A 13,461-nucleotide genomic window follows, 5' to 3' on the forward strand; every position below is an offset into this window, starting at 1 on the left:
ACCTTCGTCAAAAACGGGCCGAGAGAGAAGCCACAAAAATCCCATCTGGCGGGGTTGCGTCATTCGGCATGCGCAACACCTGCTGATAGCCGAAATCCATCGAGATCCGGCCGCCGACGGTGCGGAAACCGATCGCCGCCCCGACCAAGGGTGACACGTCGTCATCGCCATCAACTTCGACCGCACCGGCATCGAAGGCCGCATATGGCTGCAGACTGCCGAACCAGTCGGTCTTGCCCGCATTCAATGTCCAGGCAAAATCGTTGCGCCAGACAGCCCCAGTGCTGCCCGCAAAGAGGCCGGCATCATCCCCATCGAAATCGAGCGTTTTGGCCCCGCGGACCGATGACAGCCCCCCAAGTGTCAGCTGATAAGCTCCGTAAAGATCATCCTCGCTAGCCTGGCCACGCAGGACGCCCGTATAACTCAACTGGCCGCCGCCCACCTGCCAGGGGCGGAAATAGCTTAGTTCAAAATCACCCAACTGGAATTGCGGGTCAGGTCCAACCAAAGGGTCTGTGGCCTTTTCCGCATCAAAGGCCTCAAGACCTTGTTCGTAGCCCACGCGCATGCTCAGACTGCCGCCCAAGATGCTGCGCTCCTGCTCCAGATCAATCCGAGCACTCGACAGTATTCGGCTGGAGGCGTTGATCCGGATCTCGGCAATCCGGTTGACGTTCTCGCGGTACGCAATCGTGCCTGACAGGGTGGTCTTGCTGTTTTGATTACGGTGCATGACACGGGAAAGCCCGATATCAGCGGTATGGGTCCAGCCATCTGTCCCGATCGTTGTGATCGGACCGAGGGTGTCAGTTTCATAATAAGAGTATCTGTAGTTTCCGGTCAGCATCCAGCGACCATAAGGAAACCTAACCGATCCGCCGATATTCTCGGACAATGCACCACCCGTGTCACGGGAAAACGGATATGTCTCTGTCCCGCGGGAATAGTTCAGCGCCCAGCTTTCATTCAGGCCCAACAGGTGGTCATATGTGAGATCGACGGTGCCCTGATACTCGCCACGGCCCTCGGTGCCCTGATTGTTTACGCCGATGCGGGCTGTCCATGGCTTGTCTGCTGTTGCCGTCACCTCGAGCACCGATTGGCCCTCTTCCTCTCCCGCGCTGATTTCCATCGTGGCAGTGTAGGCAGGCATTCCGCGAATGATTTCCAGCCCCTGTTCGATCTCGCGCAAGTTGGCCGACTTTCCGACAAGCGACGGAAAGACAAGCGACTGCCAGACAGGGCGGTCCTCGCCGTTGAAACGCACAGCGGCCAACTCGCCCTCAACCACGGTGATATCCAGCGACCGATCTGCTATGTCCTGCTCTGGGAGATAGGCGCGCGCGGTCACATAGCCCCGATCGACATAGAGAAAGGTGATGGCTTCCAACGCGCCATTAATACCGTCGATGTCCAGACATTGCCCGCGAAAAGGCACAAGCGCGCTGTCGACCGCCATGTCAGACAACAGCGTTGCCCCACTGACATTGATCACGTCAATTGGCACGCAGTTCACCTGAGCCTGCACTGCGTTAGCAGACAGCAAAAGCGCGCCAGCTTGCAGCCTTAAAGGGGAACCTAACACCGCTCCGCGCTCAGTTCGCGTCGTTTTCAGCCAGAATACGCGCCTCGGTCCATGCGCGCGCGAGCGCCTGTCCCTCGGCTACCTGTTCCGGGGTCAGTTGCGCCTCGATCTCATCGCGCAGAACGCCCGCATCGGTCAGGCCACGTACGACAGCGAGGTTTGCATAGGAATAAGCCATGACTGGGTCCGGCGAGGCACCAACCATCAGCAGTTTGGCATATTCATACATGCCACCCGCGTTGCCAAGATCAGCGGATTGCTTGAGATACGTTGCCGCCTGCTCCACATTGCCTGCGTCCAGCGCCGTCTGCCCCAGCACATTCATCGCAAGGATGTTCCCTTGATCCGCCGCCTTCTGCCAATATGACTGGGCCAATGCATCGTCCGTTTGCACACCACGTCCTGCGCGATAAGCCAGACCGCAGTTCAACTGCCCGTCCGCATCACCGGCATCGGCAGCCGCGCAAAGCAAACGCGTTCCTTCGTTATAATCCCTCAGCAGCACCCGACCTTCGTGATACATCAGACCCAGACGGACCTGTGCCTTGGTCGCCCCCCCTTCGGCCGCGGCGGCATAAAGGTTAGCCGCGCGCATTTCATCTTGGTCGGTGCCCAGGCCCAATTCAAAGAGGCGACCCAGATAAAATGCGCCCTCTGGATCGCCTGCCTCATAGGCGGCCGCGAATTCTGTCGCAGCACCGGACACATCCCCTGCGTTGAGCAAATCAATCCCTGAAGCGACGTCAGCTGCGGCTGGCATTGTCAATAAAACCGAAACAAAACAGAAAGATAAACCGGAAAAATATCGCATATCAAAACCAATCAGTGAGTATCAATCGGCTTATGTCTAAAACAACCAAGACGGGAAACGTCAACAAGAAATTAACAAGGCTTGGGATCGAATGTTATTCACCACGCGTCGTGACTATCGGTCCGAAAACGGACGGTGCAGGGCGCCAGCAGATGCGACGACCGGCTCACAAGTATTGCTGCTCAACAAATCAGGACAGCGCGGAAGTCATTCACGTTCGTCAGGGTCGGTCCGGTATGAATAAGGGCCCCCAACACGTGAAAATACGCATAGCTATTGTGGCTGGCGAGGTAGCCTGACGGATCAAGCCCCCCAGCGCGGCCATCGGCCAAGGTTTCCGGTCCGATAATGGCACCGGCCGCGTCTTCATAGCCGTCAATCCCGTCGGTGTCTGCTGCGATTGCATAAATCCCGGGACGTTCTGCGAGTCCAAGCGCAAGCGACAAAAGGAATTCGGTATTCCGCCCGCCCTTGCCCGGTGGCGTCTGCCCGATTGTGACAGTGGTTTCGCCACCCGAAAGCACAACGGCTGGGGCTCGTGCTGGCGTCCCATGGGATCGAACGGCCTTTGCTATTCCTGCCATCACCGTGCCGACCTCGCGCGCTTCGCCTTCAAGCGCATCACCAAGCAACACGGTTGCAATCCCTGCGTCACGCGCGACTTGGGCAGCAGCCTCAAGCGCCAACTGCGGAACTGCGATGAGCCGGAAATCCGTATCAAAGGATGGCGATGGCTCTGGCCTTGCGCACAGCACACGTCGCACTTCTTCCGGAATACATGTGCCGAGACGCGCGACAATGGACGACAGGTCATCCCCGGCTGTCGGGTCCGGCAAGGTGGGGCCAGACGCGATCGCAGCCGGATCATCGCCGGGCACGTCCGAGATTGCCAAAGTGACAACCTTTGCGGGATGGGCCGCCTTTGCCAAACCGCCCCCTTTGATCAGCGACAAGCGGCGCCGGACACGGTTCATATCATCAATGGTCAAGCCAGACTGCAACAGCGCCTTGTTCACCAGGATTTCGTCGGCAATGGTCAACGGTGGCCGTGGCATCGGCATCAGGGCGGAGCCTCCGCCAGAAATCAAGGCCAGAACCAGATCTTCCTTGCGCGCCTGTCGGACCGCCTCAAGTATTTCCTGCGCGGCAGCCAGACCGGCCTCATCCGGGACCGGGTGGGCAGCCTCGCGCACCTTTATTCGCTCTGTCGCTGTCGCATGGCCATAACGCGTGACGACAACACCCGACAGATCGACATCCGGCCAAGCGATTTCCACCGCGCGCGCCATGCTTGCGGCGGCCTTGCCGGCGCCCACGACGATGCAACGCCCCGTCGGCTTTTCGGGCAAATGCTGCGCCAGCACCTTTGCTGGGTCGGCCGCTGAAATGGCAGCATCCAGCATCCGGCGCAGCAAGGCCTGAGGATCAGGAACACGCATTAATTCAGCCAGCCTAGGTGTTTTCGCCGCGTATTGCCTCGCAAACCGCTTCGGTGACCTCGCGCGTCGTGGCTTTGCCACCCACATCTGGTGTAACGATGCCATCGGCACAGACCTTTTCAACCGCGCGCATCAGCCGTGCCGAGGCGTCGTGCTCGCCAAGGTGGTCAAGCATCTGGCTGGCGGTCCAGAAGGTTGCGACTGGATTGGCGATGCCTTTGCCGGTGATGTCGAAGGCCGATCCGTGGATTGGTTCGAACATCGACGGGAAGCGCTTTTCCGGATCAATATTGGCAGTGGGTGCAACGCCCAGCGACCCTGCCAAAGCACCTGCAAGATCCGAAAGGATGTCTGCGTGAAGGTTAGTGGCAACGATCGTGTCGATGGACTTGGGGTTTTTGACCATACGTACAGTCATCGCATCGACCAGCATCTTGTCCCATGAGACATCCGGAAACTCGGATGCAACTTCTGCTGCGATTTCGTCCCACATCACCATGCCAAACCGCTGCGCGTTGGATTTTGTTACAACGGTCAGCTTCTTGCGTGGGCGTGATTGGGCCAAAGCGAAGGCATAGCGCATAATGCGGGTGACACCGACGCGGGTGAAGATAGCCACCTCTGTGCCAACTTCTTCTGGCATCCCCCTATGTGCGCGCCCGCCATGCCCTGAATATTCGCCTTCCGAATTTTCGCGCACAATAACCCAGTCAAGATCGCCAACACCCACATCGCGCAAGGGCGACGAAACACCGGGAATGATCTTGGTGGGGCGCACATTGGCGTATTGGTCAAAGCCTTGGCAGATCGGGAGTCGAAGCCCCCACAATGTGATATGATCAGGTACGTCCGGCGCACCAACCGCCCCGAAGTAGATCGCATCAAACGGCTTCAGTTGCTCAAGCCCGTCCTCTGGCATCATAACGCCATGCTTTTTGTAGTAGTCCGAACCCCAGTCAAAGGTCGTGACGTTAAACTTGATCGTGCCATCGCGCTTTTCGAGTGCAGACAGCACCTCTGCTCCGGCCTCAATAACTTCTGGTCCGATTCCGTCGGCAGGAATAGCGGCAATGTTGTATGTACGCATGATGTGTCCCCAGCGTTGAATTATTCCGGCCTGCGCAACATGTGCCAGACCGTTTGTCTGCATCGTTCAGCCGGCACACTCGCAACTTGACGGTGACACGGCAATGATGATTAGATCATATAAATTTTCGCAATAATCTTCTGGTCCTATGGAACTTCGCCAACTTCGCTGCCTGATTGCTGTTGCCGACACTTTGCACTTTGGCAAGGCCGCGCAGCAGATGGATATGCTGCCCGCATCACTCGGGCGGCAGATCAAAATGCTGGAAGAACGGTTGGGAAGCCGCTTGCTGTTCCGCACAACGCGACATGTGTCACTGACAGATGCCGGTCGTGACTTTGTCGATGCTGCCCGCGATCTTGTCGAACGTGCAGATCGGCTGGAATCCGAGTTCCGCGACGGGCTTCAGGACCAATTGCCTATTCTGCGTATCGGAGCCATCGATAGTGCGGCAGCGGGACTGATGCCGCAATTTCTTCCGCAGTTCCGCGAACTCCATCCTGATATCGACATCGAATTGCTGGAGCAGAAATCATTTCGTCTCTTACCGCGCGTCCTGTCTGGTCGGCTTGATGCGGCCATTGTCCGACCACCCGAAATAAAGGATCCAAGACTGGCTTTCCGCAAACTCTTCAACGAGACCGCAGTGGTCGCTGTGCCAGAGCAGCATAAGCTGGCGACAAAATCCGAGATCACGGTGGCGGAGATGGCCGATGAACCGCTGATCGTGCCGGAACGTCGCTCGCGGCCCCATAGCCATGACCTGACCATGAAACTCTTTCTGGATTCAGGCTATACGGCGCGTGTTGCCCAGATTGCCGAAGAAAAGCAGACCATAGTCAGTTTGGTGTCAACCGGGGTCGGATTGGCGATTGTGCCAAAATGGGCATCGCGTCTTGCTGTTGGCGGTGTGCGCTTTGTTCCCCTGTCGATCCCGGCAGGTATCGCCCGCGACAAGCTTGCGCTTTCTGTGGTCTGGCTGCGGGACACGCGGCACCCCGCTCGCGATGCGTTCTTGGATGTGCTCGACGCCAATGTGGCGGCCCTGTCGCGGACCGCTTAATCATTATTCATATTTTTTGTATATTTCAGAATACCATTCGCAACCCGCTTTTTTCTTGAGTTCGCTATTTTCCTACATGTACCGTTCACCACACTGCGCCTGGAGGGGCGCATGCCGGGCATCGCGGGCAGGAGACCGCATTGTCAGATCACGGCAAAGCAACATGGAGGATAATTATGCATAAAACAGCGATCACGCGGCTTACGGCCGTACTTGCTGCCACCGCACTGACCGCAGGCGCGGCAGTCGCACAGTCTGACGTCGATAAAACAGGTTGGCCTGATAGCTTTACCGTTGGCACAGGCTCTCAGGGTGGTACTTATTTTGGCTACGGCTCTGGTTGGGCGGGCATTGTTGCGGACGCGCTTGGTGTGTCTGGCGGCGCGGAAGTCACCGGTGGTCCAATGCAGAACATGGCACTTGTCCACACTGGCGAGCTGCCCTTCGGTATGACCACAATGGGCCCGGCCGCTGAATCCATCGCCGGTGCCAACCCGATCGCACCTGGTCTGCCGATGGATAATGCTTGCGCAATGTTCCCAATGTATCAGACGCCATTCTCGATCACCGCATTGGCGTCTTCGGGCATCACTTCTGTGGCGGATATTCCGGATGGTGCGCGCATCGGTTTCGGCCCTGCGGGTTCCACATCTGACACTTACTTCCCGCGGATGATGGAAGAACTGGGTGTCAACTTTGAGCGTCGCAACGGCGGCTGGTCCGATCTTGGCAGCCAGCTTCAGGACGGTCTGCTGGATGTCGTTGCTTTCGCAGCCGGTGTTCCGGTTCCTGCGGTGTCCCAGCTGGAGGCACAGGTCGAGGTGAACATCATCGAGTTTACAGAAGAAGAACAAGCTCAGATCACCACGGCCTTCCCTGTGGCGAACTTTGACATCGCAGCCGACACATACACCACGCTGGAAGCGCCGGCACGGTCCGTATCGATGTGGAACTTCGCAATCGCAAACTGCGATCTGCCTGAGTCCTTTGTTTATGCCGTTGTCGACGCGGTAATGTCCGACAACGAGCGTATGGTGAACACACACCGTGCCGCCCGTTCCACTCTGCCTGAGTTCTGGGATCGGAACACTGTCATGCCATGGCACGCAGGTGCCGCGCGTTGGTTCGAAGAGAACGCAGGCGCGGACATTGCGGACGACATGATCCACAGCAACTGATACACAACAGTCGCGCATCGGCTGGCGCCTGGCTGGCCGATGCGTTTTTTTTAACAGGACGGACAAGATCCTGCGGCTGATAACAATGGTTCCGATAAAACAAAACCTTCGTTATCATACGTCACTCAGGGATTGCTGGCCGACGGGGGGAACCATGGCAGAGCAGGCGAATAACAACGAGATCACAGACTCCGCAGCTTTGGAAGACAAGACGACAGTCTTGGCCGAGGGAGTGGACGAAGAGCCCATTGAGGGCAATCGTCGGCTGTTTACTGGCAACGGCTATCTCTTCATTGCAGCGCTCTCGACGCTCTATGCCGCGTTCCACATGATTGCTTTGAACGGCCTTTCGATTTCAGACTGGACCGGCGTCGAAATACCATTCCTTCCGCAGTTCCCGATGGAGACGTGGAATTTCCGCATCATTCACATCGCGGGCGCGCTGGCGCTGGGGTTCCTGCTTTTCTCTGCGCACAGCTTTCATCCCGACAAAGAGCATAAAGGCACATCAATTCTGTCATGGATCTCGCTCGTCCTCGCGATCCCGGCACTGACTGCCGGTGCGACAGCAGTTGGATTCTCAAATACAATCAGTTCCGGGACCCTGCCGCAGATGGGCGGACTGACCACATGGGCCGCTTTTCCGGGCACTGATATCTATCAGGCAGAGGTCCGCTGGTTCGGCATCCCGTTGTTGATCGCCACGTTTGGCGCGATCCTGCTTGGGTGGTTCGAACGCCGCGGCCGCGAACTTTTCGCGGCCTCTGACGTTGTTCTTGCAATCTGTGGTGTGGTCGTCGCGATTTACCTTGTGGCAATTTACGGTACTGCTGCCCGCAATTCGGTCGGTACGCCATTCGTACCGATTGGCGTGGCCTTCGCAGCAACAGCCGGTGCCGCGATGATCCTCGAGCTCACGCGCCGCGTGGCGGGCCTTGCCCTGGTCATCATCACCGGGGTGTTTCTGCTCTACACTTTCACCGCGCACCTGCTGCCGGGTATCCTTGCAGTGCAAAGCGCCTATAGCTGGCAGCGCTTCTTTGGTCATGTTTATTCCGACGCGGGCATCCTTGGGCCAACGACTGCTGTGTCATCGACCTACATCATCCTGTTCATTATCTTCGCAGCATTCCTGCAAGCCTCCAAAGTGGGCGACTACTTCGTGAACTTTGCCTTCGCTGCGGCGGGTCGCGCGCGCGGTGGACCCGCGAAAGTCGCGATCTTCGCATCAGGGCTGATGGGGATGATCAATGGCACATCGGCGGGCAATGTTGTGGCCACGGGGTCATTGACGATCCCGCTGATGAAGAAAGTCGGATACCACAAGAAAACCGCAGGCGCGATCGAGGCGGCAGCCTCGACCGGTGGCCAGATCATGCCCCCGATCATGGGTGCGGGCGCCTTCATTATGGCCGAAATCACGGGTATTCCCTATCAGGAAATCGCGATTGCGGCCATCATCCCCGCGATCCTTTACTTTGCCTCGATTTACTTCATGGTCGATTTCGAGGCGGCAAAGCTGAACATGCGCGGGATGCGCGAAGACGAGCTGCCCAAGTTCGCGAAACTGATCCGGCAGATTTATCTCTTCATCCCGATCATCATTCTGATCTTTGCGCTGTTCCTCGGGTACTCTGTCATTCGCGCAGGCACCTTGGCCACAGTCGCGGCGGCTGTCGTGTCTTGGCTGACACCACATCGGATGGGCCTGCGGTCGATCCTCAAGGCGTTCGAGCTTGCCGGTGTGATGTCTATCCAGATCATCACCGTCTGTGCCTGTGCGGGCATCATCGTGGGCGTCATCAGCCTGACAGGCGTCGGCGCACGCTTTTCTGCGGTCTTGCTTGACCTTGCGGGTGTCAGCCAGCTTCTAGCGCTCTTCTTCGCTATGTGCATCGCGATCCTGCTCGGGATGGGGATGCCGACAACTGCAGCTTATGCTGTCGCTGCATCTGTCGTCGCACCGGGTTTGATCCAGCTAGGTATTCCGCAGCTGACCGCGCATTTCTTTGTCTTCTACTTTGCGGTTGTCTCGGCGATTACACCGCCCGTGGCTTTGGCCAGTTATGCCGCTGCGGGTATTTCGGGGGCCAACCCGATGGAGACATCCGTTGCGTCGTTCAAGATCGGGATTGCGGCCTTCATCGTGCCATTCATGTTCTTCTACAACAGCGCCATTTTGATGGAAGGCAGCTGGCTAGAGGTCATCAGGTCAGGCATCACGGCCACATTTGGCGTTTTCTTGCTATCATCAGGCGTGCAGGGTTGGTTCATGGGATCGCGGCCCGCGTGGTTCTTGCGGGTTGGCCTGATCCTCGCCGCTCTCTTCATGATCGAAGGCGGCTGGTTGAGCGATTTGGTCGGCATCGGTGCGGCGGTTGGTATCTTCTTTATCCAGAAGATTTTCCAACCTGATCCGGCCGCCACCATTCCAGTGCGCGGGGCTGACTGAGCGGGATGATCGCGCGCTCTCTGAGGTGTCCTAGCAATAGCCTTCCGGCCCGTTCCATTGGGCTTCTGCATAGCGATCACCGCATGCCCAGCCGACTGGCAGCATGCTCTCGATCTCGGCCATCATTGCTTCAGTCAGATCGATGGAAGCACCGGCGGCACATTCCGCGAGATGATCGACTGTGCGCGTACCGGGAATTGGGATCACATGCTCGCCCCGTGCCAGACACCATGCCAGCGCAAGCGCAGCAGTTGTGAACCCATGATCGGCTGCATAGGCCTTGAAGGCGGCCAGTTTTCCAAGGTTAAATTCAAAGTTCGGTGGCAGGAACCGCGGATTGTTCTTGCGGAAATCCGCATCTCCGAAATTGACAGGATCAGGTGAACGGTCTGCAAACATACCGCGCCCCAGCGGCGAATAGGCGACCAGAGTGACCCCCAACTCGTTACAGGCCTGCACAAGTCCGAGTTCCGGTTGACGTGTCCAAAGCGAATACTCGCTCTGTACCGCATCCACGGGCCCAACGGCTACGGCGCGCCTCAGGCTGGCGGGCGAAATTTCAGAAAACCCGATGCCCGAGACTTTTCCCTCGGCCTTGAGTTCAAGCAGCGTGCCCATAACCTCTTCAATTTCCAAGCTGCGGTCACGACGATGCACGTAAAACAGGTCGATATGTTCAACCCCAAGCCGGCGGAGTGACCCTTCCAGCTCGGTTCTCAGATAAGCCGCATCGTTCCGGAAGCCACGATTTCCGTGCTCGCGATCACGCCAAATACCTGCCTTGGTCGCGATCGTGAAGTCCGAAGGATTGCGTTTGAGGTAACGGCCGATGATTTCTTCGGACGAACCCAAACCGTAGACATTCGCGGTATCCAACAAATCAATCCCCAGACGTTGGGCAGCCGCGAGAGTGTCGTGGGCTTCTTGCTCATCTGAAGGTCCGTAGAAACCGGAAAAGCTCATACAGCCGAGGCCGATTGCAGACACCAGCTTTCCAGAACGCAGCAGTGATCGACGTTTCATATCCGTCCCCCAATCATTCCCAACAAAGCCCGGAAGTCGCGGCGCTTTGCCCAATCGGAGAACAGCCCTACAAGCAATGTGTCACTGTGGCAACGTGCGTAGCGGAGAGCAGGCGACTGCTCGACAGGGGCAGATAACGCGTCCGCAAAGCGCTTTGGCGCGCCGCGCCCTTTTAAGCCCCCCTGCCCTCTGCTTCCAATGTTGTCAGATACCTACCTCTATAGCGCGAGATCCGCCATAAGAGCCTCTTTCGTGTAGTCCTCTTTTGCCGCTCTCCGCTTGACCCTACCCTGTTCAATCACGGTGAATGTATCCGCAATCCGGTAGGCAAAATCGGCGTTCTGCTCGACCAGAACGATGGCCATCTGGCCTTCGTCACGCAATGTTTCGAGTGCATCGCCGATCTGCTGGATCACATTGGGCTGGATGCCTTCGGTCGGTTCATCCAGCAAAAGAACCTTTGGCTTGGTAATCAGCGCGCGGGCGATGGCAAGCTGCTGTTGCTGCCCGCCCGACAGGTCACCGCCACGCCGCGTCTGCATATCCCGCAGCACTGGAAAGAGCTCAAAAATATAGTCGGGAATGGCATGTTCCGCCTTCGGCAGACAGGCGAAACCTGTCTCAAGATTTTCCAGAACGCTCATCATCGCGAACACCTCGCGCCCTTGCGGCACATAGGCGATCCCTGCCCGTGCCGCATGATAGGCCGAGGTCAGTTGCACCGGCGCTCCTGCCACCGTCGCAACACCTGCTGCGATCGGGTGCCGCCCCGAGATCGCCTTGAGAAAACTGGTTTTGCCAACGCCGTTGTTGCCCATGACGGCCGTAATCTTGCCCGTTTCCGCTTGCAGCGAGATATCAAACAGGATTTGGCTCTGCCCGTATTTCAGATCAAAGTTTTGCACATCAAGCATGGGCGCGCCCCAGATAGACATCAATCACGGTCTGGTTTGAGGTCACATGATCAAGGCTGCCTTCGGCCAGAACCGCGCCCTCGTGCAGGACAGTGACCTTGCAATCGAGCCTGCGCACAAATTCCATATCATGTTCCACCACAACAACAGCCCGCGTCTTGGCCGCCTCTTTCAGGATGTCAGTGGTTTTCTCGCGCTCTTCCGGCGTCATACCCGCGGCGGGTTCATCGACCAGCATCAAGCGCGGCTCTTGCGCCAGAAGCATCCCGATTTCGAGCCACTGTTTCTGGCCATGGCTTAGCTCGCCTGCTACACGCGTCAGGCTGTCAGACAGACCAACCTGTCCCGCGATAGCCTCAATCCGTTCTGCGTTGGACTTTGTTTTCTTGTGCATCAGCACGGCAAAAGGCCCACGGGGATTTTTCAGCGCCATGGCTAGATTCTGACGGACGGTCTGCGCCTCGAATACGGTCGGTTTCTGGAACTTACGCCCGATCCCTTCGCGGGCAATCTGGCTTTCGGACATCCCAAGAAGCGAGATATTCCGATCCCCCCAGATCACATGCCCCGTGTCAGGCTTTGTCTTGCCCGTCACGATATCCATAAATGTCGTCTTGCCGGCACCGTTCGGGCCGATAATCGCGCGCAGCTCGGTCGGGGCAAAGTTGATCGACAGGTTGTTGATCGCACGGAACCCGTCAAAGGTGACAGTGACGCCCGAGACTTCCAAAAGCATGCTCATGATTGCTTCCTCACCAGCAGGTCAAAGAGGCCGCCAATCCCTTTGGGGAAGAACAATGTGACGGCTACAAACGAGAAGCCCAAGAGCACCAGCCACCAATCGGTCCATTGGATGACGTAAAATCCGAGGTTGATATTGGGCGCGCCGCCGCCGGTAAACCAGCTCGACAAGAGCGACACAAAGGCCGCCCCGATCACCGCGCCATAAAGCCGCCCGCGCCCGCCGATGGCGACCCAGACCGCCAGATAGATCGACGCGATGGGCGCGATTTCACCGGGGTTGATGATGCCTGCCTGCGGATAATAGAGCGCGCCTGCGATGCCTGCGACGACTGCCGTGGTGGTAAAGACAAAGAGTTTGTAGCTTTCCACATGGTAGCCCAGAAAGCGCACCCGTGCTTCGTTATCGCGGATCCCTTTGATCACGCTGCCCATTTTGCCCGACACGATCCACGCAAAGAACACATATCCGGCGGCCAGTGCGACAGCCGAAGCGATGAAGAAAACAATCGAGATGCTTGCCTGCGACGCATCCTCGAACCCCGGGATATTCTGCAGGCCTGACAGGCCGTTGTTGCCGCGCAAACCGCTGTCGTTCTGGAAAAGATAGAGCGCGAGGGCCAACGTCATCGCTTGGGTGAGGATCGACAGATACACACCCGTCACCCGTGACCGGAACGCCAGCCAGCCAAAGACCAGCGCCAGTAGACCCGGGACAAGTACGACCATCAGCAATTGCAAGAACAGACTATCCGCAAAGCCCCAGATCAGCGGAAATTCGGAACTGCCCACGACCCCGAAAATCTGGTTTCCGATGGCGTCGGACACTTCCTGCGGGGTCGGCGGGATCGGCTGGCCTGCGAAGCTTTCAATCACGATCCCTTCAGTGCGGGCGTACATCAACCACATGCCTATGGCATAGCCGCCAATGCCGAAGAAGGCGAAATGCCCCAGTGACAGGATACCGCAATAGCCCCAAACCACATCCATCGCGATGGCGACAAGACAGAGACACAGCGTCTTGCCCAGTGTTTTGACAAAAGAAGTCGAGATCAGCCCGACCCCCGTCACCTCGGACAAGAGCGTGACCACGACAGTGAATACCGCAAGGAGCGCGATGAACCACAAGACCGACGGGTTTTCGGCAAGGAATGATTTCCGCATG

General features: G+C 57.6%; 11 protein-coding genes. 3 read left to right on the plus strand and 8 right to left on the minus strand.

Annotation, left to right across the window (positions count from 1 at the left end; translation table 11 throughout):
* Window positions 1-7: 7 nt before the first annotated feature.
* The 4 genes from SJY29_RS11605 to SJY29_RS11620 form a co-directional block, all read right to left on the minus strand.
* On the minus strand, window positions 8-1,510 hold the full coding sequence (locus SJY29_RS11605; RefSeq protein WP_400083117.1) for a ShlB/FhaC/HecB family hemolysin secretion/activation protein: 1,503 nt from the start codon (window positions 1,508-1,510) through the stop codon (window positions 8-10).
* Between the two features lie 88 nt (window positions 1,511-1,598).
* Window positions 1,599-2,348, minus strand: coding sequence for a tetratricopeptide repeat protein (locus SJY29_RS11610; protein WP_400083119.1), 750 nt, complete (start codon window positions 2,346-2,348; stop codon window positions 1,599-1,601).
* 233 nt (window positions 2,349-2,581) lie between these two features.
* Window positions 2,582-3,838, minus strand: a complete 1,257-nt coding sequence (locus SJY29_RS11615; protein WP_400083122.1) for a glycerate kinase — start codon at window positions 3,836-3,838, stop codon at window positions 2,582-2,584.
* Window positions 3,839-3,851: 13 nt separating this feature from the next.
* The gene (locus tag SJY29_RS11620; RefSeq protein ID WP_110278570.1) at window positions 3,852-4,925 is read right to left on the minus strand and encodes a tartrate dehydrogenase; all 1,074 of its coding nucleotides are present in this window, start codon (window positions 4,923-4,925) and stop codon (window positions 3,852-3,854) included.
* Window positions 4,926-5,073: 148 nt separating this feature from the next.
* Between SJY29_RS11620 and SJY29_RS11625 the strand changes: the two genes are divergently transcribed.
* The 3 genes from SJY29_RS11625 to SJY29_RS11635 all read left to right on the plus strand — a co-directional run bounded on the left by SJY29_RS11625 (window position 5,074) and on the right by SJY29_RS11635 (window position 9,618).
* Window positions 5,074-5,988: a LysR family transcriptional regulator gene (locus SJY29_RS11625; RefSeq protein WP_400083125.1), complete on the plus strand. Its 915-nt coding sequence runs from the start codon at window positions 5,074-5,076 to the stop codon at window positions 5,986-5,988.
* A gap of 176 nt (window positions 5,989-6,164) precedes the next feature.
* Complete coding sequence (locus SJY29_RS11630; protein ID WP_400083127.1) at window positions 6,165-7,166, plus strand: TAXI family TRAP transporter solute-binding subunit; 1,002 nt, start codon at window positions 6,165-6,167, stop codon at window positions 7,164-7,166.
* A 154-nt stretch (window positions 7,167-7,320) separates the two neighbouring features.
* Entirely contained in the window at window positions 7,321-9,618 is a 2,298-nt protein-coding gene (locus SJY29_RS11635; RefSeq protein ID WP_400083130.1) for a TRAP transporter permease, read from the plus strand.
* A 30-nt stretch (window positions 9,619-9,648) separates the two neighbouring features.
* Here the strand turns inward: SJY29_RS11635 and SJY29_RS11640 are convergent, their stop codons facing one another.
* From SJY29_RS11640 to urtC, 4 genes are all read right to left on the minus strand, one after another.
* Window positions 9,649-10,641, minus strand: a complete 993-nt coding sequence (locus tag SJY29_RS11640; protein WP_400083133.1) for an aldo/keto reductase — start codon at window positions 10,639-10,641, stop codon at window positions 9,649-9,651.
* Between the two features lie 218 nt (window positions 10,642-10,859).
* Window positions 10,860-11,555: an urea ABC transporter ATP-binding subunit UrtE gene (gene urtE, locus SJY29_RS11645; protein ID WP_400083137.1), complete on the minus strand. Its 696-nt coding sequence runs from the start codon at window positions 11,553-11,555 to the stop codon at window positions 10,860-10,862.
* Window positions 11,548-12,297, minus strand: a complete 750-nt coding sequence (gene urtD, locus SJY29_RS11650) for an urea ABC transporter ATP-binding protein UrtD (RefSeq protein ID WP_076659223.1) — start codon at window positions 12,295-12,297, stop codon at window positions 11,548-11,550. Before urtD ends, urtE begins: the two co-directional genes overlap by 8 nt.
* The gene (gene urtC / locus SJY29_RS11655) at window positions 12,294-13,460 is read right to left on the minus strand and encodes an urea ABC transporter permease subunit UrtC (RefSeq protein WP_400083141.1); all 1,167 of its coding nucleotides are present in this window, start codon (window positions 13,458-13,460) and stop codon (window positions 12,294-12,296) included. Before urtC ends, urtD begins: the two co-directional genes overlap by 4 nt.
* Between the last annotated feature and the right edge of the window lies 1 nt (window position 13,461).

Origin of the sequence: Yoonia sp. R78084 (assembly GCF_044595625.1) — a bacterium.
GTDB lineage: Bacteria > Pseudomonadota > Alphaproteobacteria > Rhodobacterales > Rhodobacteraceae > Yoonia.

Coding starts and splice junctions, on each gene's coding strand:
- SJY29_RS11610 (WP_400083119.1), bottom strand. CDS start 2,348: ATGCCAGCCGCAGCTGACGTCGCTTCAGGGATTGATTTGCTCAACGCA.
- SJY29_RS11615 (WP_400083122.1), bottom strand. CDS start 3,838: ATGCGTGTTCCTGATCCTCAGGCCTTGCTGCGCCGGATGCTGGATGCT.
- SJY29_RS11620 (WP_110278570.1), bottom strand. CDS start 4,925: ATGCGTACATACAACATTGCCGCTATTCCTGCCGACGGAATCGGACCA.
- SJY29_RS11625 (WP_400083125.1), top strand. CDS start 5,074: ATGGAACTTCGCCAACTTCGCTGCCTGATTGCTGTTGCCGACACTTTG.
- SJY29_RS11630 (WP_400083127.1), top strand. CDS start 6,165: ATGCATAAAACAGCGATCACGCGGCTTACGGCCGTACTTGCTGCCACC.
- SJY29_RS11635 (WP_400083130.1), top strand. CDS start 7,321: ATGGCAGAGCAGGCGAATAACAACGAGATCACAGACTCCGCAGCTTTG.
- SJY29_RS11640 (WP_400083133.1), bottom strand. CDS start 10,641: ATGAAACGTCGATCACTGCTGCGTTCTGGAAAGCTGGTGTCTGCAATC.
- urtE (WP_400083137.1), bottom strand. CDS start 11,555: ATGCTTGATGTGCAAAACTTTGATCTGAAATACGGGCAGAGCCAAATC.
- urtD (WP_076659223.1), bottom strand. CDS start 12,297: ATGAGCATGCTTTTGGAAGTCTCGGGCGTCACTGTCACCTTTGACGGG.
- urtC (WP_400083141.1), bottom strand. CDS start 13,460: ATGCGGAAATCATTCCTTGCCGAAAACCCGTCGGTCTTGTGGTTCATC.